Below are 22,474 nucleotides of genomic sequence, written 5' to 3'. Positions count from 1 at the left end.
GGTTAATTGAAATTTATTTATTCACAGACTGGGAAGTCTGTGGTACGTTTTCCAACCAATTTTTAATAATCATTTTTCCTTCTGGTGTAAGGATAGATTCTGGGTGGAATTGAATGCCTTTTAGTTTATATTTTTTGTGAGAAATTGCCATAATTTCGCCTTGTTCATCTACGGCAGTTATTTCAAAATCAGTTGGCAAACTGTCCTTTTGAATAACCCAAGAATGATAACGACCTACATCTATTTTGGCTGGAAGTCCTGCAAACAGACTATCTTCTGTCAAAACTTTGATAGGAGTTGCCTTTCCATGATAGACTTGAGATAAATTTTCTAGTTTTGCACCAAATACTTCCCCCAATGCTTGATGCCCCAAACAAACACCTAACATATCTTTTGTAGGTGCAAAATGACGGATAATCTCTAGTAATTTTCCTGCTTCTGACGGAATACCACCACCGGGAGAAAGCAAGATTTTATCAAATTTTTCTAGTTCTTCTAGCGTTACTTGGTCGTTTCTAAAAACGGTAATTTGTGCTTGTTGTTCTTTATTATTGGATAATTCGCTTGTTAGTTCTCTCAAATAATGAACTAAATTATAAACGAAAGAATCGTAATTATCTATGACAGCTATTTGTTTCATTTTTTCGTTTTTATAACCGTCATTGAGATTGAAATACAATTCTCAACAACGGTTGGGTTTATAAATTATTATTATATTAGTAAAGGGGGTATAGAGTAAATTAAAGGTAACTTTTCGCCACTCTACAAGACGATTTCTTCTGCTAATTTTAAGGCTTTTCGAAGGGCTGCCAATTTATTTCCTACTTCTGCAAGTTCATTTTCAGGAACAGAACTTTCTACAATTCCTGCACCTGCTTGAAAGTAAAGTGAATTTTCTTTGCTCAAAAACGAACGAATCATAATTGCATGATTATAGTCGCCATTGAAACCAATAAAACCAATCGCACCACCGTAATAACTACGATTTTCGGGTTCATATTTATGAATGAGAGAAAGAGCATTTGGTTTTGGAGAACCTGAAAGCGTACCTGCTGGGAATGTATCAGCAGCAATCTGCAAAGGAGAAACTTCAGGTAAAAGCTCGCCACTCACTTCAGAAACCAAATGAATAACGTGAGAAAAATATTGAACTTCTCTAAAAACATCAACATTTACATTTGTTCCATTTCTACTCAAATCATTTCTTGCCAAATCAACAAGCATAACATGTTCAGCATTTTCTTTTGGGTCATTTTGAAGTTGAACAGCCAAGGCAGCATCAGCAGAATCATTTCCTGTTCGTTTGAAAGTTCCTGCAATCGGATGGATAGTTGCTTTTCTATTTTTGACTACAAGTTGCGCCTCTGGCGAAGAACCCATTAACTTGAAACTTCCATAATCAAAATAAAACAAATAAGGTGAAGGATTTACGCTGCGTAAGGCACGATAAACATTAAAATCATCGCCTTCAAATTTTTGTTTGTAACGTCTTGAAAGAACAATTTGAAAGACATCGCCACGCTTGCAATGCGAAATTCCGTGATTTACATTATCCAAAAAGTCTTCATCTATCATATTTGAAGTTTCTTCTCCTTCTGTTTTAAAAGAATACGTAGGGGCATTTTTGTTTTGAAGAACATCTAATACTTTTTTGAAAGTTGGCTCATTTCCATTTTCATTTTCTAGTTGATGTTCAAAAATATGAAGTTCATTTTTGAAGTGATTAATCGCAATTACATATTTGAAAACGTGATATTGAACTAATGGAATCTTGAGTTTTTCAGTTTTGGGTTCTGGTATTTTTTCAAAATACTTAACAGCATCATACGTAGTATAACCAAAAAGTCCGTTTGTAATAAAGTTGTGTTTATTCTTTTCGGCTTTAAAACTCTTTGAAAATTTTGTGAGAGCTTCTGTTACTTCTGATGGATTTTCAATCTCTTTTTCTGTAGTGCTTCCATCTGGAAAAGATTGATAAATGGTTTCATTTTCTACCTTAAAATTCGCTATTGACTCACAACAGATATATGTAAAGGCATTTTGATTGCCATGATAATCTGAAGATTCCAACAGAAAACTCATTGGATATTTATCTCTTAGTTTTAAATAAATTCCAACAGGCGTAAGCGTATCAGCTAATATTTTTTGAGTAAAGGTTTTTAATTTGAAATTCATAGATTTTGTATTATGTGTTGTTTGTGGGGACACCAACAACGGCAAGTGTGAATATTTTTTTATTTTTAAACAAAAAAAAAGACTTATCACATTTTTGCGATAAGTCTTTTATATATAAATCAAAGATATAATTTTCTGTATTCCTTTTAATTTTTTGGAGTTCAGAATGCACACGACTTATCGCCTATATCTTTGATATAGTGCCACCACCATGCAGAATTTGCAGAAGTAGATAGATAAGTAATATTTGAAGTTGTGTTTGTCATTCTGTTTTATAGACAATCCTTTTATTTTGGTATATTTTTGATTGTCTCTACGCAAATCTACAAAAGTTTTTTGAGTTTGCAAGATTTTTTTTGGATAAACCTAATAAATTTAATTTCGTAAGTTTAGAAAGTGTCAATTCATCTAATTCAATCTATACTGTATATTTTGATTTTCAGATTCAACAAAATTAAAATAGTTTTTACATCAGAATTCCATTTTTTGGAAGTATATCTTCTGGTAAATCGGTTTCTCCTAACATTTCTCTCAAATCATTTTCAATGGTTCTACATAGGGAAAGCATCGGAATATCATTTGCCATTCCTTGAAATGGATTTTCAGAATAGTCGCCTACAATTTCCATCACGACATATACCCAACCTATCAAAATAGTAAAAGGAATAGATAACCAAACTCCCCAAGGAGCAATTTTTTCGAATTCAGAAATCATTCCGAAAGGCAACAAGAAAATAAATATTCCTATAAAAACAGCACTCATATTGGCATACTGACGAGGAAGAGGAAATTTTTTGATACGCTCACATTTTCCCTGATGGTCATAAAAATCTTGTAGTATTTGTTGGAGGGCAATGTGCCTAAAATCATTAATCAAAGATTCTTCTCTTAGTTTTGATAAGTCTTGAAATTGCTGGTCAATGATTTGGGTAGCCGTATTTTTATATTGAATACAACTTTTATACTCTTCAGGAGGCAAAAGTAATTCTAATTCTATTTTAGTTACTTCATCATCTACCATTCCTACCCCAAATTTTCTACGATAACGATGTGCAGCTTTACCAATCAAGCCACCCTGATTAGCATGTTCCCAAGAAACGACCACAAGTAATTGACTCCTCAAAGCATACAACCACGCAATATGACGATAGATCATTTTACGTTTTATGCTCAAAAGCTCATCATCTGAAAGTTTATTATCTGTAAACTGGTTGCTTACCAAACTCTTCACAGCACTTCCCCACGAACGACTACTATTGACAATTCCTCCCCATATCTTACGAGCTTCCCACATACGGTCATAAGCACTATTATTTTTGAAGCCTACATAAAAAGCAACAGCAGTACCAATAATAGAAAGAGGAAGCCAAGGAATAACGAGCCATCTTACCCCTAAATATTTATGAATTAATGCCACAACAAATACCCACAAGGAAATCCAAATCAAATGATGTCCTGTAAATTGAATTGCATTTTTAAGGCTAATATTTTTCGTAATTATCATTGCTAAAAGCTATTTATTTGTACCTAAATCATATATTTCTCTAATAGACTGTGCTATGCCTTGAACATCAATATTCAAATCTATCAATGTACCTGAATGAATATCGAAGACTAATCCATGAACAATAGGCAGATTATTACTCAAAAAACTTTTTTGCCAAACTGCTGTCTTTATAATATTGATACATTGCTCTTGTACATTCAATTCTACCAGCCTTTTATAACGATTTGTTTCGTCAGCAATGGCATTTAATTCTTCTTTGTGCAAACGATATACATCACGAATATTTCTTAACCAAGGGTTCAAAATACCCAAATCTTTGCTTTGCATCGCTGCTTTAATTCCTCCACAAAAGTAATGACCACAAACTATAATATGTTTTACCTTTAAATGAGCAATCGCATATTCGATGACAGAAGCCGAATTGTTATCATTATTAGGAACGAGATTCGCAACATTACGATGGACAAACATTTGCCCTGGTTGAACTCCCATCATATCTTCTGCTGTTACTCGGCTATCACTACAACCAATATAAAGAATGTCAGGGTTTTGTCCTTCTGATAAATCTTTGAAATAATTTTTATCGATAGCTTTTTTTTGAGTTGCCCACGTTTTATTGTTTTCAAACAACTGTTCAAATAGATTCATAGATAATATTTTTAGGTGAGAAAGAGGAAGTCATTTTAATAAAAAAGCAGATTTTTACAAAAATAGCATTAAAAATGATTTTATTTTGAAATAACTCAGAATATTCAAAATGGTCAATTCGTTTGAATTTAAAGAAGTATCTTTTTTATATTTTTGTTTTTGTATCTTACAAGTCAGTGCTTTAAAAAGTATATTCAAATTAGTTCCCACAAAACTAAGATTATAGCAGACTAAATCAATAAAAAATCATACTCCAAAAGATAAATCAAAAATGAAAACCCTATTTTTATCTCTCATTACCTTTTTATTTTCTATTTCACTTATGGCTCAAAATTTTGAAAAATCCCTTTTAGGAGACTGGAAAGGAGAATTATCTGTTTCTGGAATGAAACTACCTTTAATTTTTCATATTTCAAAAATTGAAAATGAACAAGATGAAAATACAAATATTTTTTCTGCTACAATGGATAGTCCAGCACAAGGCGCAAAAGATATTCCTGTAAGTGAAGTTAGTTTTTTAGATAATAATTTAACAATCAAAATTTCAAACTTAGGAGCTTCTTATGAAGGCAAATTAATTTCTAAAACTCAAATTGAAGGAATATTCAAACAAGCAGGACAAAGCTTCCCTATGATTTTGAATAAAATGGAAAAAGGTACACAAAAAGAAACCTTAAACCGTCCACAAGAACCCAAAGCTCCTTTTGATTATAAAACTGAAGAAGTGCAATTTCAAAACAAAAAAGCAAAAGAAGAAACCATTTTAGCAGGTACACTTACTTTACCAAAAAATGCAAATAATAAAACTCCTGTTGTGATTCTAATTTCGGGTAGTGGAGCGCAAGATCGAAATCAAGAAATTTTGGGACACAAACCTTTTTTAGTAATTGCAGATTATCTTACAAAAAATGGAATTGCTGTTTTGCGTTATGATGATAGGGGAACGGCACAGTCAACTGGCATTTTTGAAGGCTCTACATCTAAGGATTTTGCAACTGATGTAGAAGCAGCGATTGATTTTTTGAAAACTAGAAAAGATATTAATACAAAAAAAATAGGTTTAATCGGACATAGTGAAGGTGGAATGATTGCACCAATGGTCGCAGCAAATCGTCAAAAAGATGTTGCTTTTATTGTTCTTTTAGCTGGAGTTGGTGTAAATGGAAGCGAACTTTTAGTAGAGCAACAACAAGCTATCGGAAAATTAAGTGGAATGAGTCAGGAAGATTTAGTAAAATCAAAAAGAGAAAATGAAGGAGCGTTCAGAATTATAAATGAAATTACTGATGAGAAATTACTTAAAGAAAAAATGACTTTATATCTTACAGATTCAGTCAATCAAGATGATTTTCCACCTTCTATGACTAAAGAAGAGTATATAAATGCACAACTTTCTCTTATTACATCGCCTTGGATGTCTTATTTTTTGAGATACAATCCAAAAGAAAATTTATCTAAAACGGTTTGTCCTATTTTAGCAGTTAATGGAGATAAAGATGTTCAAGTAGATGCAAAAATCAATCTTACAGCCATAGAAAAGGCAACACAAGAAGCAGGAAATGCAACTATAAAATACTTTCCAAATCTAAACCATTTATTTCAAACAGCAGAAACAGGTTTACCTTCTGAGTACGGAGAAATAGAAGAAACATTTTCGCCTTTGGTTTTGAAGTTTGTAACAGATTGGATAAAAGAAGAAATAAAGTAATAGAAAAACAAAACCCTAAGGGCTGCAAAGGCTCTTAGGGTTTAAACTAATTTGTAATTGAGTTCAATTAACTTCTCTGAATTACCATATCTTCCAATGATTCTATCCAAAGTGGATGTGAATTAAGACTATCGACCATATCCCAACGCTCTCCACCAAGTTCTAAAAAGTCTTCGTGGTAGGTTTCTGCAACTTCAACTGTTGTTTCCAAACAATCAGCTACAAAAGAAGGTACAAAAACAATCAGTTTGCGATATCCTTTTTCATACATTTGCTTAATTACATCATCTGTATAAGGTGGAATCCAAGGGTCAGAACCTAAACGAGATTGAAAACAAACTGTATAATCTTTTTCTGTAATTCCTAATTCTTTTGCCAAATGACGTGAAGTTTCATAACATTGCGCTCTATAACACAAACGGTTTGTTGCATTATAAGAATTACAACACGTTCCAATTTTACAGTACGAACTTGCTTTTTTAAGTTGGCGTTGTGGCAAACCATGATATGAAAAAACGTAATGATCGTAATCATGTTTAGATAAAAGTTCTTGACCCTGTAAAGCAAATGCTTTTATCATTTTTTTATCTGTTGGATATGCATCTACAAAAGAAACTTCTGGAATAAGCTGCCATTTAGAAACGAGTTGCATTACTTTTTCCAAAACCGAGCCTGTCGAAGCTGAAGCATATTGAGGAAACATTGGTATAACAATAATTTTTTTACAATTCATTTCCTGTAACTCCGTCAAAACAGCAGAAAGTGCAGGACTTTGATAACGCATTGCCAAACGAACTACATAATTTTCTCTTTTACTTTTATCCATTTCTTTTTCTGAATGATTATCTAAAGAATGTTGTAGCTTTTCGGCTACATCTACTCCATGATACAACAGAGGAGAACCTCTATCTGTCCATAATTTTTGATATTCAGCTGCTGATTTGGGCGCACGAAAAGGAGCAATAATTCCATTTACAAGTCCATAACGAAGTGGTGCAACAATATCGATAACTCTTGCATCAAGCAAAAACTCACGTAAATATTTTCTAACATCAGGGGTGTTTGGAGAGTCTGGAGTTCCTAAATTGACTAGCAGAACACCAATAGGGGCATTTTTCATAGATTTATTTTCTATATCTTTGTTAATTCTTTGTTTCTTCATTTTTCAAAATGCTTCTCTAACTTAGCGTTAGGTAAAAGAGTTTTGAAATTATGATGCAAAAGTAGGGATTTTTTTGATAGTGTATTGGTGGTGAAAGAAGAGTGAGTAGAATAAAGTCTAATTACTTATTCATTGCAAAATACTCTTCCATAATTTCCACTCCAGATGAAGTACCAATCCGTTCTGCACCTGCTTTCACAAAATCTTGCACTTGTTGATAGGTCTTTATTCCTCCAGATGCTTTTATGCCAACCATTTCAGAAACTGTATTTCTGATAAGTTGTACCTCTTCTAATTTTGCACCTGCATAAAAATCAGTAGTATCAGATGCAAATCCAGCACTTGCAAAACCTGTAGAAGTTTTTACAAAATCTGCTCCTGCTTCCTGACAAATTAAAGCCGTTTCTTTTATTTCTTTTTGGGATAAATAAGCCGTTTCTATAATTACTTTTAGCATTTTTTCGGCTTGATGTGCAATTTCTGCCAGTCTTACAATTTCAACTTTCGCCCAAAATGGATTTGTTTTAAAGCCTGTCGTCGAAATTACTAAATCCAACTCATCTGCTCCATCTTTCAATGCCACTTCGGCTTCTGTTACCTTCGTTTCTGTACGGTTATAACCCAACGGAAAACCAATCACTGTAACTACTTTAGTATCTGTTTTGAGTAAATCTCGCTTCACTTTCTTAACCCAAAAAGGAGGAACACAAACACCTATAAATTTATATTTTAGGGTTTGTTCTATCAGTTCTTCAATTTCTTTGTCTGAAATGGTTGGTTTAAGATTGGTTTGTTCTATATATTGAGCAGGATTCATCTTTAAATTAGGGGTTATTTTGTTGTTGATGTCGCTATGCTAAAACACCAACAATGGCAAGAGATAGTTATAGAATAATTGATTTGTGTAGGTCTAATTTTAATGTTTACACCTCAGTTTGAAGAACAGAAAAGTAATACAGTTGTTTAGACAATACATTTTATCAGATTATTATTCCTCTCCAAAATACTCTACATAATTTTTTTCTGTCTCAAACAATGTAAGCGAATGCAAGACAGCATTTTTATCTGATAAATCTGAAATTTTTGGCGCAAGTATTTTCCAAAATTCCATAATTACTATTTCACAAGACGGAATTTTGCCTTTCAAAAACTCTACTTCAATGTTTAGATTTTTGTGATCGACTTTATCTATAATTTCAGTTCGGATAAGTTTTCCTAACTTTTTTAAATCTAATACACAGCCTGTATCTGGATTAATTTTTCCTTTTACTTTTACAATCAACTCAAAATTATGTCCGTGAAAATACTGATTCGAACAAATTCCAAACTCTTCTTCGTTTCTCTCATCGCTCCAAGCAGGATTAAATAATCGGTGTGAAGCACAAAAATGTTCTTTTCGGCACAAGTAAACCATCTTTTTTATCTTTTACTTATTTTATCGTCTTTATTTTATTTGAAACCACAAAATTACGCTTATTCTATCAAAATTGATAATTTTATTTATTTAGCTGACTAAAAATATATACATAATTACTTTCTATGCTTCTCTAAGCCCTCTTTAATTCTTTTTTCAGTCTCAGCAATAAGCGAAGTAGAGCTATTTCCTTCTTCTAGCCATACTTTCATATCAATTGGTTCTAATACTTTCAAGAAAAAATTAATTCCAAAAGGAATTGGTTTGAAGCTATAGCGTTGCATTTTCCAAAAATTATCTATCACCACAGGCACAACAATAGGAGGATTTTTTGCCATACTTTTAAACATCATTAGCATTCCTGCTGGTTTGAAATCCAATATATTTCCATCTCTAGAGCGTGTTCCTTCTGGAAAAATACAACCTGCATAATTATTTTCCTCTATGTACTTTGAAAATTGAGTCATGGCTGTCAGAGCCTGTTTTCTATCTTTTCTATCAATCAAAACAGAACCTCCATGACGAAGATTATAAGAAATTGCAGGCGTTCCGTATTCTAATTCTTTTTTACTCACAAATTTTGGATGGTATTTTCTGAATGTCCACAAGATGGCAGGAACATCATAAATACTCTGATGATTTGAAACAATAATAATAGGTCTATCAGTTGGAAGGCTTGGCTGTTTCATATTTGGAAGCCTTGCCCCTACTGTTCTTAAGCCTTGCATAAGCCAAAAAACCATATAATCTACACTTTTTTTGTGTCCTTTATATCCCCAAAGATTAAGAGAAATCACTTGTAAAACGTGAAAAACACAAAGTGTAAGGTAAAAAACAACTATAAAAATAGGTGTTGTAATCCAAGAAATAAGTTTGTGAAAGATATTCATTTTCTGATTGTGTGTTTTAGTAGTTTTTGATGCAAAGTTGCTTATTTTTTCTTGAAAAAACACACTTTTTTTGAAAATGAAAAAACGCTACTTCAAATGTATTGAAATAGCGTTTTTATTTTTTTGTCGTTGGTGAAGACATCAACAACGACAAGACTAGGAAATCTGTGATACAATTAATCACCATCACCACTATCATAGGTAATCGTGATTCCTAAAAGAGAAATCATTTCACTTTTGAAGAAACGAGTTAGTTTTTGCATTTCTGTCAAAAGATTATTTATAGCTGTTGGATTTGAGCTAATTTGAGTTTGTAAATCTTCATTTGGCAAAAGATTAATTGCTTTTTTTACTTCTTCTAATTGTGTTTTGGTTTCCAAAACTACAGCTTCTCCTCCTTCTACACTCATCAAATATTCTTCAAAACCAACACCATCTTGTCCATTCAATGATTTTCCGTACCATACTCTTTCGATATTCTCAAAATGAGCTTTCAAAAACAGAATTGATTCTTTGCTATAATAGGCTTCTACTAGCTTTGGGTCAGCTTGTGTTTGTCCTGCTCGTCTTCCTAATGGCAAACCTAATTTGAAATTTTTGATACTCTCAAAACTTTTATTCCATTCATTAAATAAAATAGAAACGCCACTTCCTGCGTCTGTTCCTGTGTTGTTTGTAAAAGTTTCTTTATAGCCGTTTGTCCAAGTATCACTTACTTTTTTTACTTCAGTTTGAATGTTTTGAACTACTGCCAACAAATATTCTTTTCTATTTGGGTCTGTATATTTTTCTACTACACTTGTTTTATTTTCTTTATCAAAAAGTAGATATTCTACTCCCAAAAAGCCTCTTGAATCTCTATCAAAATTATTCAAAGATGAGTTTCCAGCAGCAATATAATTTTCAATTTTGGTTTCACTTACAGGAAAAGTGCCTACATTTTCCAAAAGAGAACCAAGTGTTCCTTGTGCTGCACCAAAATTATAAACATTAGCATCTTGAAAAGACAAATAAGCTGACTTCCAAGCAGTTTGAGCAGCTTCCAGTGTAGAAACTGATGGGTTTTGTGTAAAATTTTGAGTAGCTTCTACAAGTAAATTAGTATTACTTTCTAAGTTTTGATAGGAAGGAACAATCAAATTAGTAGCTATATTTTCTAATAATTCTTTTCGGTCAAATTCCGTTTTTTTAGTTTCCGAATCACTTCCACACGACGAAAGCCAAAAAGAAGATAGAATTGTAAAGAAAATAAAATAGTATTTAAAAAAAATATTTTTCATAGATTTAGTTGTATATAAAGACAGTATAAGTTTTAAAAATTATTAAATAACAAACAACTCAAAAGGTTGTTTTTGCGTATATGATAGAATTAGCCTAATTCTTATTTGTGTTAAAATAGAAATTAAATGATTACTATTTTTGTTTAGACTAATTTTAAATAACGTTTTAATTTTCGACAAAAGTACGTTCTACGCCTTTATTTTGCAAATCTGTTTTCAATTTTCATTTTAAAATATGTCCTATTACTCCCATAAATTAAATTCAACTCACTCTCACATTATAGAAAGAACTGACCCAATTACTGGCGATGCTGTCAAAGAAAATGATAGAGTTGTTTTTTGTGCAGTCTGTAAATCTTGTTTTTTGGAGGAGAGTTGGGGTTATATGAAGAGAAGGCATTGTGAACAACATCAAACGCTTGATGCTGTTCCTGCTTTGTCGCCTACAATTCTTGTCAGAAAGCGAAGTGAAAAATTGCTTACAATACTAAAGGAAAGCTCTGTTGAAAATTCTGATTATACTGTCTTTTCCTTTATTCTCATGGCTGTCTGTCTGACTATCTTGTTTTGTATAATTTATCCCGACAAGTTTATATTTTCTGTTTTATGGGGTGGTAGTATAAGTCTTGGATTATTTTTTATTACTCACGTTTTTTTTTCAAAAGACTCCATCCATTTCTTAATGGGAAATATTAAAATAAAAGAAAATAAAAATATCTATCTTTTTGAAGATAGATTAGAGACACAAAAAGAAATCTTTTATTGGGGAGATATAAAGCAAATTAAGTTTGAACGAAAAATGAGAAATTATAGATTAAACTCATTATCTACAATTCCAACTTTGTCTCTTTATTTTAAAGATGGAGACAGACAAATTAAAACTCTTCCAACTAAAGATCATACACGCATTCATTTATTCTTACAACAACTAGCCAAAATATCAAAGTTTACAGAAGTATATTTATACAGTGAGCAATTACAAGAATATCAAACTATCAGACAAATCAAGAAAAATACGAAAGGAAATATTATTGTAGGAGAACCGTACAAACTATATAGCTAATTCGATTCTATCTATCTTCATAAATTTTAAAGAAAATGTCTTACCATTCTCACATATTAAATTCTTCAAATCACTCTCATATCATTGGCAGAACTGACCCTATTACAGGCGATTCTGTCAAGGAAAATGATAGGGTTGTTTTTTGTACTGTCTGTAAATCTTGTTTTTTGGAAGATAGTTGGGTTTATATGAATGAAAGGCATTGCGAGCAATATCAAACACTTGATTCTATTCCTACTTTGCCTTCCAAACTTGTTGCTAAAAAAAGAGTAGAACAACTTTTGTCAGAATTGAGAGATAGTAGTTCAAGTGGAATTATTAACCTACTTTCTTTTATCTTTACTTTTTTTGCTTGTGGATTGACTTTACACAAACTCATGTTTTTTCAATTAGACATAGCTATGCTTTTTGGAGGTATAGTAGGTATAATTATAGTATCCATTACTTCTCTTTTCACTTCAAGTAGGAAATTCAAACGTATTACAAGACAAGATAAAAATGATGTTCGTTTATTTTACACACATATTGAGGTAGGAAAAGATAGTTTTTCGTGGAATGATATAGAGCAAATCAAGTATCAACGAGTAATTTCTGGTGTAACTAACGCAGAATTTTCTTCTCTTCTGATTTATTTAAAAAGTGATCAATTTTTCAAAACAGATTTACCTATAAATAATACGCTTGAAGTAAGAAAATTTTTGATAGGATTTGGACAAATTCCTCGTTTTGTTGAAGTCTTTTTTTATAGTGATGATAGATATGAGCATCGTCTACTATTAGAAATACAAGAAAAAAGCGACGGAAAAATTCAAGTAGGAGAACCCAATCAATAATTGATTTCACACTAAAATTTATAAAATAGAATGTCATACCATTCCCACATATTAAATTCCTCAAGTCATTCTCATATCATTGGCAGAACTGACCCAATTACTGGCGACCTTGTCCAACAAAATGATAGTGTTGTATTTTGTGCTGTATGTAAATCTTGCTTTTTGGAAGATAGTTGGGTTTATATGAATGAAAGGCATTGCGAGCAAAACCAAACGCTTGATACTATTCCTGCTTTGACTTCCAAACTTGTAATGAAGAACAGAAGTGACGAAGTTATTGCAGAACTGAAAAATAAGGGAGTAAATTTTACTATCGTTGTTGCTGTTATAATTCTATCATTTTTACTTTCCTTTTTTGGTTTGGCTACGTCAGGCACTTTTTTCTCTTTTGATGTAAAAGCAACTTTGATTGCTTCGTTGCTTACGACAATAACTACAGGTATTTTATCTGCTATTATAACAGTAACTCACAAATTCAAAAGTTTAATTGGAAGTGATAAAAATGATATACGCCTTTTTCGAAATCGAATTGAAATAGGAAAAGATAGCTTTTCTTGGAGTGACATAAAACAAATCAAGTATCAAAGAGAAGTGTCAACATCAACCTATGAAGTACATGGATCATTAGAAACAGAAATTACCTCTTATACTCCTTACCTATTGATTTATTTCAATGAAGGGAAGTTTGTAAACTATCGTTTGCCTACTAACAGTTACAAACAGGGTAAATTATTTTTAGAAGGTTTAGCAAGAATTTCACACTTTACAGAAGTCTTTTTTTATAGTGAAAACTATACAGAATTACATACTATAAACCTAATTCAATCAAGTGGTGATGGAAATATACAAGTAGGTAAACCTAGAAAAGTAGTCAATAACAAAGGAATACCTGTATTTACTACATCAGATAGATAAAATTATTATTATTTCAAAAAATCAAAAATGTCATACCATTCCCACATATTAAATTCCTCAAGTCATTCTCATATCATTGGCAGAACCGACCCAATTACTGGCGACCTTGTCCAACAAAATGATAGTGTCGTATTTTGTGCTGTATGTAAATCTTGCTTTTTGGAAGATAGTTGGAAATATATGGAAGAAAAGCATTGTCAGCAATTCAGAACCTTAAAAATAATTCCTGTTTTACAATCTAGACTTATTATCAAGAGAGGTAAAGAAATGATTGCAGAATTGATAAGTCAAGGAGCAGATTTGCATATTGTATTTCTTACTATGTTACTCTCTTTTTTAATTTCTTTCTTTGGTTTGCTTGCCTCAGATGTAGATTATGCTTTTCTCTATGCCATATTTATTTCAGGAGTAGTAGCCGTTTTGTCTTCTTTTATTACTTCAAGAAGTTTTTTTAAAGAACTGACAGGAGAAAATAAAAGCGATGTCCGACTTTTCAAAAATCGTATTGAAATAGGAAAAGATAGTTTTTCTTGGAATGATGTAAAACAAATCAAATACCAACGAGAATCAGAAATTCATTATACAGATAATGGAATAAGATATGGATTAGGTATGCCTTCGCTACTAATTTATTTTGAAAGTGGTAAATTTTTAATCAAAGGACTTGCTACCAAAGATCATCAACGAGTAGAAGTTTTTTTAAAAGGACTTGAAAAAATATCACACTTTAAAGAAGTATTTTTTTATAGCGAAAGTTCAATCGAATTTAGGTCTATTATAAATATTCAATCACAAAGCAAAGGAAACATACAAGTAGGGGACTCTAGAAGGCTTCATTAAACAACATAAAAACACTCCAAAATTTAATCATAACTTTATCAATGTCTTACCATTCGCATACATTAAATTCAGTTTCTCATGCTCATATTATAGCACGAAAAGACCCAATTACAGGCGATTCTGTCACAGAAAACGATAGAGTTGTTTTTTGTGCTGTTTGTAAATCTTGTTTTTTAGAGGATAGTTGGATTTACATGAATGAAAGGCATTGTGAGCAAAGTAAAACACTTGAAACTGTTCCTACTTTGCCTATTAAGCTAATTTTTAAAAAGGAAACTACACAATTAATTGCAGAATTATTGAGTAGTAAAATTAATTTTCAAGTTGTGATTCCTTCTATGATTGTTACTTTTATAATTACTTTATTTTCCATTTTTGCGATAAATAGAGGTTTTAGAGTAGAACTCTCTTTTAGTATTGCATTTTGGACTGGGATTGTAGTAGCAATTTTATCTACTGTTTTGTGCTACATGCCTAGATTTAGAAATATTACAGGAAATCATAAAGACGATGTACGAATTTTTAAAAATTATATCGAATTGGGAAGGCAACGTATTTCCTCAGCAAGAATAAAACAAATAAAATATCAACGAGAAGTACGTGTCGTAAGAGTCGATATGAAAGAATTTTATAGTTCTGTTGTTCCTTGTGTTTTGATTTATTTTAATAATGGACGTTTTGTAAAGAAAGATCTCCCTACTGAAAATTACAAACAAACAGCTATTTTTTTGAAAGGCTTAGAAAGAATATCTTATTTTAAAGAGGTCTTTTTTTACAGTGAAAACAAAAATGAATACGAAATTATGCAAAATATTCAATCCAACAGTAACGGACATATCGTTGTTGGAGAACCTGCTCGCTTATTTCATAATTTCTGATAAACAACACTCATTAATTAATAAAAATATGCCCTACCACTCCCATAAACTACGCTCAATTCACTCTCATATCATTGACAGAACTGACCCAATTACAGGCGATTCTGTCAAAGAAAATGATAGTGTTGTTTTTTGTGCAGTCTGTAAATCTTGTTTTTTAGAGGAGAGTTGGAAATACATGGAAGAAAGGCATTGTGAGCAAAATCAAACGCTTGAAACTGTTCCTGTTTTGCCCTCAAAACTTATTGCTAAAAACAGAACAAATGAGCTTATTTATGAACTTAGTAATAATGATTTTGCTGGTTACTTAGCCTTCTTTTCTGCTTTGGTTTCTTTTGGTATTATCTTTCCAAATATGACAGATATACTTTATGACCTTACTATGCCTTTTGTAAGTGTAGCATCTGTATTTATTGGGTTTGTTGTTTTTCATTTTGCTTCTACTTCAGAATTTAAAAATATACTAGGAAAACATAAAGATGATATTCGCTTATTCAGAAATCGCATAGAATTAGAATTACTAGATTTTTATTTTCAAGACATCACTCAAATTAAGTTTCAGAGACAATATTCTTTACACAATCCATCTTCATCTAGTTCTATTTTGATTTATTTCAAAGATGGAGATTTTATGAAAAAAGAATTGAAGATAAGAAGTGCTAAGGAAACACAAAACTTCTTGATAGGATTAGAAAAAATATCTCACCTTGTTGAAATTTTCTTTTATAGTGAAAATAGAGATGAATATCAATTTATGCTGAACCTAGAAGCAAATAGCAATGGAAATATTCAGTTAGGAGAACCTAGAAAACTATTTTATTAGATATTTTGACAATCAAGAATAGCTCTGAATACAATTTGAAAAAATCTAATTTCCTTATCACAATTTGTATTTAGGTAGTTCAGACATCTTGTCTGAACATAAAAAAGCAGTATTTTATCCTATTCAACAGTCTAGAAGACTCTCATACAAAATAACCGTGATAATCTTTATTGCAAAACGAAAGTTAGAAATGTATATTTGTCTTTAATTTTGATAGAATATAAAAAACCAATAAAAATATAGTGAATTTTTCGCTTTTTATAGCCAAACGCATCCGAAGTCAGAAGGGAAGTAGTTTTTCAAAAGTCATTACACGCATTGCTATCGGAAGTATTGCGCTCGGAATTGCTGCTCTTATTATTTCGATGGCAATTTTTGAAGGTTTCAAACAAACTATTTTGGATAAAATAGTGAGCCAAACAGGGCATATTCAAATTCTTAAATTTGATATGAATAATTCTTTCGAAACAAGTCCACTTTCTACACAACGAGATTTTTATGAAGAATTAAAAAAACAAGATTATATTTCTCATATTCATCCTTACACACAAAAACCTGTTTTACTACGAACAGATGAAGATTTGATGGGATTAGTTTTGAAAGGAGTGGATAAGCAATATGATACAGTAAGTTTTAAGAAAAATCTTGTCGAAGGTCGTTTTATTACTTTTGATACAAGCAGTTACTCAAAGGAAATTATTATTAGTCAGGATACAAAAGACAAATTGCGCCTTAAAGTTGGTGATGATTTACTTGCTTTTTTCTTGCAAGACCCACCAAGACAGCGAAAACTAGAAGTTGTAGGCATTTATCAAACAGGAATTGAGGATTTTGATGAGCGTTTGGTGTATTGCGACCAAGGACTTTTACAACGTCTCAATGACTGGGGCGATACGCTTGTGGGAGGTTATGAGGTTTTTTTGAAGGATTTTGATAATATAGATACTCTCTATGATGAAATAGAAGCTAATAGTGATTATGATATGTATCTTCAAAAAGTAACCAATACATTTGCTCACTTTTTTGAGTGGTTTTCGATGGTCAATAAAAATGTTACTATCTTTTTGAGTGTTATTCTGTTTGTTGCTCTTTTCAATGTTGTTTCTGTGCTGCTGATTCTGATTACTGAGCGTGTTACGATGATTGGAATGCTAAAAGCACTTGGCGCAACAAGTAGTCAGATTCTGAAAATATTCTTTCAAAATGGCTTAGTTATTCTTTGGAAAGGAATTTTGATAGGAAACATAATCGGAATTTTGTTTTGTCTGATTCAAGATACTTTCAAAATTATTCCTTTAGATATTGAAACCTATTATATGAGTAGCGTTCCTGTTTCGTGGAATATTCCTTTGATTTTGATGCTCAATATCGGAATTATTGCTTTAGTGATTTTCATTCTTTGGATTCCTTCTATTTTTATTAGTAGAATAAAACCTATTCGGGCTATTCGATTTGATTAGATTTTAAATTATTTTGGAATGTTTGGCTAGAAAACAAAAAGAACTTTTGATTTTTTATAAAATGGAAACACTCCTAATTTCTTTTTTTGAAAATTAGGAGTGTTTTGCGAGCCACAGTAGGGGGAATTGCAATCCTGCTATCCCTCACAAGATAATAAAATGGCTCTCGCTTGACTCTGCCGAGTGAGCAATATGTATTCGGCATCCCTGCCGTGTCTTTTGCATTCCAAATATAAAACAAACTCTCTCGTTTTTAAAATTTTATACTATATTTGGAATACAAGACATGTTAATTACTATCTTTCATTAGATTTAAAAAGGTAATAGAAAAAACTTACTAAACGGTTATTCTATTTTTTACGTTTGGATAAAAAACACTAATTTAAAATTATATGAATACTTTATCATCTGCTGAAAATACAAACCCCTTTGAAGAACTATATCAAAAAATAGAAAAATTAAATCTTCTTGAACTAGAAAAACTGACTAATTATATTTTTGATTTAAGAAAAAACAAACTTTCTACTGTTTTATCTGAACAAGAGCAACTAATAATTGAACAAATTAATAGACCATTGCCAAAAGATATACAAGAAAGGTATAATTTTTTGAGAGATAAAAAGTCTAGTGACTCTTTAGACCAAACACAATATGACGAATTACTAACCTTAACTTCTTATATTGAATCTTATGACAATAAAAGATTAAGTTTGTTTATTGAGCTTTCCGAACTTAGAAATGAACCTTTAAACGGTATTTTAGAACAATTTGACATAAAATCAGCAGAATATGACAGCTAATGAATTGAAAGAGTTAGTCATTGAAAGGGCAAAAGGACTTTGCGAATACTGTAAAAGTCCTGCAAATATCTCTTCACAACCTTTTGTTTTAGAACATATTTTCCCAAAAAGTAAAGGAGGAAAAACAGAGGAAATGAACCTTGCTTTTTCTTGTCAAGGTTGTAACAACCATAAGTACATTAAAATAAAGAGTATTGATAACATTACAAATAAAGAAGTAGATTTATTTAATCCTCGTACAGAAAAATGGGAAAACAATTTTTCTTGGAGTTCTGATGTTCTTACTATTTTGGGAATTACGGCAACAGGGAGAGTAACAGTAGAAGAACTAAAACTTAACAGAGTTGAATTGCAAAATCTAAGAAAACTATTAGCTTCTGTAGGAAAACATCCACCTTCAAATTAAATTAAGATAATATTATCATTTTCTGCAACTATGCAAAACTATTCAGCAGGTTATACCAACACAACCAATCATTTTGTAATTCAGAATTTACCTTTTTTCTCTCAAAAAGTGGTTGAGGAAGAAAAGACTAAATTTGCTTTTTTATTGCGTTTTTTGCAGCGCAGTTTGGTAATGCCATTGCCTGAAGAATTGGCTGAGAGATTTAATGTACAAGACAATCAAGTAGAAAATTACATTCCTCTGCTTCCTTTACAAATTTCAGAAAAGAATAAATACATTCCAAAATGGAAATTTGAGCAGCAGAGTAAACAAAATAGTTCTGAAAAAGCAATGCGTTTGTTTTTGCGTGAACGCTTACAAAGTTATTTACCAGAATGGGGATTTTTAGAGTTTTTGTTTTGGTCAAATGCTTCTTTATCAGATGTTTTACAGTTAGAAATTACTCAAGATGATGTAAATACAGAATTAAAAGATACAGTTATAAATTTTTATTTGCCAATTGCAGAACTAGCCGTTTTGATTGTTGTTAGCAGTAAAGAAAGAGAAAAACAACAAAAAATTGAACAAAAACTACGTTCGAAAGGAATTTATGTCGTCAGCTTTACAGTTGAAGAGATTGTAAACGAAACTGATTTGATTCGTGAAAAAATGGAATGGATTCGCCACCAAGTAGAAAAACCTATTTTTTCAAATAAACTCAGAGAATGGAACAGAACAGCAACCAATCAGCCTAGAGAAACAATTATTACCCAAGTTTGGTGGAAAGCAGCTCTTATTCGTGTCCAGATTCTGACAGCAGAAATGCTTTTTAGAGGAGTTTGGAAACTAGATGATAAAGCATGGAAAGCTGTTTTTTTGATGCGAGAAAAAGAACAAATTCCAAAAGAAATTATAGAATTAGCTATTGAAAGCATTCAAAAATTAGTTTTGCAGTTATTTCCAGAATTACCATTTGTAGCTCCTAAAGTTTCTATCACTACTGTTTTTTCTGAATTAGAATTAAAACAAAGCGACAATAGAGAAAATAATCAAGAAATACTAAAAGTAGATTTTAGTATTCTGCATCGTTGGACAGATTCTGATAAGAATAGAAATTGGATAAAAATACGAAATGAATATGCTGAAAATTATCGTTTTTCATTTCATTCTGATGAAGGAAAACCTTTATCCAAACAGTTTCCTGTTCTTTCTCACTCTTTTTTTCAGTCTGATTTTCACAACTGGAGTTTTGATGACAATAATGATTTGAAACGCTCTGAATTTTTACTAAATCATTTTTTCAACTCAGAAACAAGCCATGTTTTAAAAGCAAATTCATCTTCTTTTATTCAAATTTTGCTTGCAAAAGCTCTTAATGGTCAGTCTGTTTTGGCAAATATTCCTTTGCAGATTGACTCTAATTTCATTTTTGGTTGGCTTTCTGTTTTACAATCTTCTCCTTCACTTCTTGTCTGTGCTTCTACTGATGTTGCTTTGGATAAAATGGAAGAGTTGGCTAAAAATGGAGTAGATAAAACTACGGTTTGGCATTCCGAAATGAGCAGTCAAGAAGTAAAACAAGCACAAGATTTAGTAAAAGAAAATAAAGTTTTCTTGCTAATTCTGACAGCCGATTTACTCAATACAAAGGAGTTTAAAAACTTTATAAGCAATGAAGGCTCTACTACTAAAAATCAAATAAACTGGGCATACTTCTTAGTTGATGAAATTCATCGTTTTTCAGAGTGGAGTTCTCAACATAAAGAAGAATATATTGCTTTAGAAAGTATTTATTACAATTATTTTGATGCAGCAAAAACACCTTTTGTATTTCTATCCCATTTTTTAGATCAATCTGCTTCAAAGTCTATTCAAAATACTTTCAAAGTAGAAGAAAATGATTTTTATGCTTCTGTAAGTGCTTCTGAATTTTTGGAAAATAAAATATCTAATTTTGAATTTATAGAAACAGAAAACACGTATTCTGCTCTTGTAAATATTCTCAAAAATATTCAAAGTGAGACAAATCAAGAAAGTATAAAAAATAAAGGAATAATTTTTACTTCGGGAGTAAATGGAAGTACAGGCTCTTATCTGCTTTCCGAACGATTAGAATTTGATTTGAAGCGAAAAGTTTATCCCTATTCTATTAAAATCCCACAAGGCTCACATGACGACAAAGAAACACATTTTATAAAACGAAATTATTTAAGAAATGCCCTCAAAACTTCTCAAGACGTACTTGTAGCTTCTACTTCTGCGCTTAACTCTGGAATTAATTTGGAGAATTTAGATTTTGTTATTCAATATGGTTTACCAAAATCTTTGACTCAACTTTTAGATATTTCGAATAGAATAAAACAGAAAAACTCAAAAACCTATATCATTTTTCAAAAAGAAAAAGATGAAAAAACACTATTAAAACTTTTTGAACCAACTACTCGCCTTTCAGATATTCGCAATATGAATAGAGATGTAAGTTGGCTGGGTGGCGATATGTATAGGCATCTGTTGGAATGGGCTTCTAAAGTTGAGCCTGTTGAGGAAGAAGTAGAGTTTATGAAGCAGTTTTATGATAAATATTGTTTAATAACAGATACAAAAAACGATGCAGAAGAACAAAAAGATAAGATTATCAAGATTTCAGAAGTAGAAATTTCAGATTTAGATTTTAGACTTTTTTCGCAGAAAGTAGATAGAAAACTGACTGTAGAAAGGACAATTATTCGTTTTCATCAAATGGGAATTTTATCTAATTGGGAATATTCGACACATATTTCGAATACAAAATTCAAGATTTGGGTACAAGCACATAATCAAAATACAGTTAGAAAATATATTTTCGATATTATTCAAACTCATCAATCTGATTTTGAAATTCATAAAGATGAAAAATATGCAGGTATTTTCTCAAGAAAAAATTATTCTATTTTAGAAAAATACTGTTTCTTGTTTCTACAATGGATTCACGAAAATAGTATTTACCATCTCAAAAACAATTTAAAGGAACTCTATCACTACGCTAAAAGCCAAGTAGAAAAAAATCAACCTATTACTTCTGTTTTTGTAGAGCCTTTTCTTCATCCTTCTTCTATCAATAGGCTACTTTATTTTATTGAAAAAGAAAATAATTTAATTCAAGAGAATAAAATATACTTATTATCCAATCAAGAAATAGATTGGATTTTTGAAGAACTTAAAAAGATGAATCAAGATGAAGATGAAAATAAACAAATTAGCTTATTTTTTATAGAAAAATGGCGAAAAAGAGTAAACCAAAATACGCATCAAAAAGTAAATCAGCATACCGTTTTAGATTTTTATAAAGCCATTTTAGAGCTTTCTTTAGGAATAAAACCAAATAATAATAAAGGGTATTTTGATATAGAAAATGCTCCCAAAACGTTATTTGGTTCAGTTGAAAAGATAATAAAAAATACAATCAATACTAACAACATTGATTATTTTATAGAAAAATATGTATCTTTTGGCATTGATTTTTCAGAAGAAGCAAAAGCATATATCTCAGAAAGTATTTTGATGAGTGAAAGTAATTTAGAAAATAAGCAGTTACGAGCTACTCAAATTTACTCGTATTTAAAAGATATGCATAGTCTTACTGTCTTGCTTCAATTAGAAGTAGAAAAAATGAAAACAATTCATCTTGAAGTACAAGGAGTTTAAGTTCATTAT

At 31.1% G+C, this 22,474-nt stretch carries 20 protein-coding genes; 11 read left to right on the top strand and 9 right to left on the bottom strand.

The window, feature by feature from the left end; translation table 11 throughout:
- Positions 1-13: 13 nt before the first annotated feature.
- From V9L05_RS16920 to V9L05_RS16905, 4 genes are all read right to left on the bottom strand, one after another.
- Positions 14-640: an aminodeoxychorismate/anthranilate synthase component II gene (locus tag V9L05_RS16920; RefSeq protein ID WP_338813021.1), complete on the bottom strand. Its 627-nt coding sequence runs from the start codon at positions 638-640 to the stop codon at positions 14-16.
- Positions 641-762: 122 nt separating this feature from the next.
- Entirely contained in the window at positions 763-2,175 is a 1,413-nt protein-coding gene (locus V9L05_RS16915; RefSeq protein WP_338813020.1) for a chorismate-binding protein, read from the bottom strand.
- Positions 2,176-2,641: 466 nt separating this feature from the next.
- Positions 2,642-3,679 (bottom strand): bestrophin family ion channel, encoded by a 1,038-nt coding sequence (locus V9L05_RS16910; RefSeq protein ID WP_338813019.1) that lies wholly within the window; start codon positions 3,677-3,679, stop codon positions 2,642-2,644.
- A gap of 9 nt (positions 3,680-3,688) precedes the next feature.
- Entirely contained in the window at positions 3,689-4,330 is a 642-nt protein-coding gene (locus V9L05_RS16905; protein WP_338813018.1) for a carbonic anhydrase, read from the bottom strand.
- A gap of 271 nt (positions 4,331-4,601) precedes the next feature.
- Between V9L05_RS16905 and V9L05_RS16900 the strand changes: the two genes are divergently transcribed.
- Entirely contained in the window at positions 4,602-6,038 is a 1,437-nt protein-coding gene (locus V9L05_RS16900; protein ID WP_338813016.1) for an alpha/beta fold hydrolase, read from the top strand.
- A 67-nt stretch (positions 6,039-6,105) separates the two neighbouring features.
- Here V9L05_RS16900 and hemH read toward each other — a convergent pair whose 3' ends face one another.
- The 5 genes from hemH to V9L05_RS16875 all read right to left on the bottom strand — a co-directional run bounded on the left by hemH (position 6,106) and on the right by V9L05_RS16875 (position 10,784).
- The gene (hemH, locus tag V9L05_RS16895; protein ID WP_338813015.1) at positions 6,106-7,200 is read right to left on the bottom strand and encodes a ferrochelatase; all 1,095 of its coding nucleotides are present in this window, start codon (positions 7,198-7,200) and stop codon (positions 6,106-6,108) included.
- Positions 7,201-7,321: 121 nt separating this feature from the next.
- Entirely contained in the window at positions 7,322-8,017 is a 696-nt protein-coding gene (gene deoC / locus V9L05_RS16890; RefSeq protein WP_338813014.1) for a deoxyribose-phosphate aldolase, read from the bottom strand.
- A gap of 171 nt (positions 8,018-8,188) precedes the next feature.
- A complete protein-coding gene (locus V9L05_RS16885; protein ID WP_338813013.1) occupies positions 8,189-8,614 on the bottom strand; it encodes a 6-carboxytetrahydropterin synthase in 426 nt (141 codons plus the stop codon).
- A 116-nt stretch (positions 8,615-8,730) separates the two neighbouring features.
- Complete coding sequence (locus V9L05_RS16880) at positions 8,731-9,504, bottom strand: lysophospholipid acyltransferase family protein (RefSeq protein ID WP_338813011.1); 774 nt, start codon at positions 9,502-9,504, stop codon at positions 8,731-8,733.
- A gap of 176 nt (positions 9,505-9,680) precedes the next feature.
- Positions 9,681-10,784: an imelysin family protein gene (locus tag V9L05_RS16875; RefSeq protein ID WP_338813010.1), complete on the bottom strand. Its 1,104-nt coding sequence runs from the start codon at positions 10,782-10,784 to the stop codon at positions 9,681-9,683.
- A 235-nt stretch (positions 10,785-11,019) separates the two neighbouring features.
- Between V9L05_RS16875 and V9L05_RS16870 the strand changes: the two genes are divergently transcribed.
- The 10 genes from V9L05_RS16870 (at position 11,020) to V9L05_RS16825 (ending at position 22,465) form a co-directional block, all read left to right on the top strand.
- Positions 11,020-11,847 (top strand): hypothetical protein, encoded by an 828-nt coding sequence (locus V9L05_RS16870; RefSeq protein WP_338813009.1) that lies wholly within the window; start codon positions 11,020-11,022, stop codon positions 11,845-11,847.
- 35 nt (positions 11,848-11,882) lie between these two features.
- The gene (locus V9L05_RS16865) at positions 11,883-12,680 is read left to right on the top strand and encodes a hypothetical protein (RefSeq protein WP_338813007.1); all 798 of its coding nucleotides are present in this window, start codon (positions 11,883-11,885) and stop codon (positions 12,678-12,680) included.
- A gap of 30 nt (positions 12,681-12,710) precedes the next feature.
- Positions 12,711-13,595: a hypothetical protein gene (locus V9L05_RS16860; RefSeq protein ID WP_338813005.1), complete on the top strand. Its 885-nt coding sequence runs from the start codon at positions 12,711-12,713 to the stop codon at positions 13,593-13,595.
- Between the two features lie 27 nt (positions 13,596-13,622).
- Positions 13,623-14,435: a hypothetical protein gene (locus tag V9L05_RS16855; protein WP_338813004.1), complete on the top strand. Its 813-nt coding sequence runs from the start codon at positions 13,623-13,625 to the stop codon at positions 14,433-14,435.
- A gap of 41 nt (positions 14,436-14,476) precedes the next feature.
- A complete protein-coding gene (locus tag V9L05_RS16850; RefSeq protein WP_338813003.1) occupies positions 14,477-15,313 on the top strand; it encodes a hypothetical protein in 837 nt (278 codons plus the stop codon).
- A gap of 28 nt (positions 15,314-15,341) precedes the next feature.
- Positions 15,342-16,136, top strand: a complete 795-nt coding sequence (locus V9L05_RS16845) for a hypothetical protein (RefSeq protein ID WP_338813000.1) — start codon at positions 15,342-15,344, stop codon at positions 16,134-16,136.
- 242 nt (positions 16,137-16,378) lie between these two features.
- Complete coding sequence (locus V9L05_RS16840; protein WP_338812998.1) at positions 16,379-17,596, top strand: ABC transporter permease; 1,218 nt, start codon at positions 16,379-16,381, stop codon at positions 17,594-17,596.
- A 392-nt stretch (positions 17,597-17,988) separates the two neighbouring features.
- Entirely contained in the window at positions 17,989-18,396 is a 408-nt protein-coding gene (locus V9L05_RS16835; protein ID WP_338812997.1) for a hypothetical protein, read from the top strand.
- On the top strand, positions 18,386-18,802 hold the full coding sequence (locus V9L05_RS16830; protein WP_338812995.1) for an HNH endonuclease: 417 nt from the start codon (positions 18,386-18,388) through the stop codon (positions 18,800-18,802). The genes V9L05_RS16835 and V9L05_RS16830 overlap by 11 nt, the downstream gene beginning before the upstream one ends.
- A 30-nt stretch (positions 18,803-18,832) precedes the next feature.
- Positions 18,833-22,465 carry a helicase-related protein gene (locus V9L05_RS16825; protein ID WP_338812994.1) on the top strand — a complete coding sequence of 1,211 codons (3,633 nt, stop codon included), beginning with the start codon at positions 18,833-18,835 and terminating at the stop codon, positions 22,463-22,465.
- Positions 22,466-22,474 lie beyond the last annotated feature (9 nt).

The organism is Bernardetia sp. Wsw4-3y2, assembly GCF_037126295.1.
In the GTDB taxonomy this organism is placed as follows: domain Bacteria; phylum Bacteroidota; class Bacteroidia; order Cytophagales; family Bernardetiaceae; genus Bernardetia.
This window is presented reverse-complemented; position numbering and strand designations above follow the sequence as displayed.

Excerpts from the sequence above, each read along its gene's own strand:
- V9L05_RS16920 (WP_338813021.1), bottom strand. The coding sequence starts at position 640 with ATGAAACAAATAGCTGTCATAGATAATTACGATTCTTTCGTTTATAAT.
- V9L05_RS16915 (WP_338813020.1), bottom strand. The coding sequence starts at position 2,175 with ATGAATTTCAAATTAAAAACCTTTACTCAAAAAATATTAGCTGATACG.
- V9L05_RS16910 (WP_338813019.1), bottom strand. The coding sequence starts at position 3,679 with ATGATAATTACGAAAAATATTAGCCTTAAAAATGCAATTCAATTTACA.
- V9L05_RS16905 (WP_338813018.1), bottom strand. The coding sequence starts at position 4,330 with ATGAATCTATTTGAACAGTTGTTTGAAAACAATAAAACGTGGGCAACT.
- V9L05_RS16900 (WP_338813016.1), top strand. The coding sequence starts at position 4,602 with ATGAAAACCCTATTTTTATCTCTCATTACCTTTTTATTTTCTATTTCA.
- hemH (WP_338813015.1), bottom strand. The coding sequence starts at position 7,200 with ATGAAGAAACAAAGAATTAACAAAGATATAGAAAATAAATCTATGAAA.
- deoC (WP_338813014.1), bottom strand. The coding sequence starts at position 8,017 with ATGAATCCTGCTCAATATATAGAACAAACCAATCTTAAACCAACCATT.
- V9L05_RS16885 (WP_338813013.1), bottom strand. The coding sequence starts at position 8,614 with ATGGTTTACTTGTGCCGAAAAGAACATTTTTGTGCTTCACACCGATTA.
- V9L05_RS16880 (WP_338813011.1), bottom strand. The coding sequence starts at position 9,504 with ATGAATATCTTTCACAAACTTATTTCTTGGATTACAACACCTATTTTT.
- V9L05_RS16875 (WP_338813010.1), bottom strand. The coding sequence starts at position 10,784 with ATGAAAAATATTTTTTTTAAATACTATTTTATTTTCTTTACAATTCTA.
- V9L05_RS16870 (WP_338813009.1), top strand. The coding sequence starts at position 11,020 with ATGTCCTATTACTCCCATAAATTAAATTCAACTCACTCTCACATTATA.
- V9L05_RS16865 (WP_338813007.1), top strand. The coding sequence starts at position 11,883 with ATGTCTTACCATTCTCACATATTAAATTCTTCAAATCACTCTCATATC.
- V9L05_RS16860 (WP_338813005.1), top strand. The coding sequence starts at position 12,711 with ATGTCATACCATTCCCACATATTAAATTCCTCAAGTCATTCTCATATC.
- V9L05_RS16855 (WP_338813004.1), top strand. The coding sequence starts at position 13,623 with ATGTCATACCATTCCCACATATTAAATTCCTCAAGTCATTCTCATATC.
- V9L05_RS16850 (WP_338813003.1), top strand. The coding sequence starts at position 14,477 with ATGTCTTACCATTCGCATACATTAAATTCAGTTTCTCATGCTCATATT.
- V9L05_RS16845 (WP_338813000.1), top strand. The coding sequence starts at position 15,342 with ATGCCCTACCACTCCCATAAACTACGCTCAATTCACTCTCATATCATT.
- V9L05_RS16835 (WP_338812997.1), top strand. The coding sequence starts at position 17,989 with ATGAATACTTTATCATCTGCTGAAAATACAAACCCCTTTGAAGAACTA.
- V9L05_RS16830 (WP_338812995.1), top strand. The coding sequence starts at position 18,386 with ATGACAGCTAATGAATTGAAAGAGTTAGTCATTGAAAGGGCAAAAGGA.
- V9L05_RS16825 (WP_338812994.1), top strand. The coding sequence starts at position 18,833 with ATGCAAAACTATTCAGCAGGTTATACCAACACAACCAATCATTTTGTA.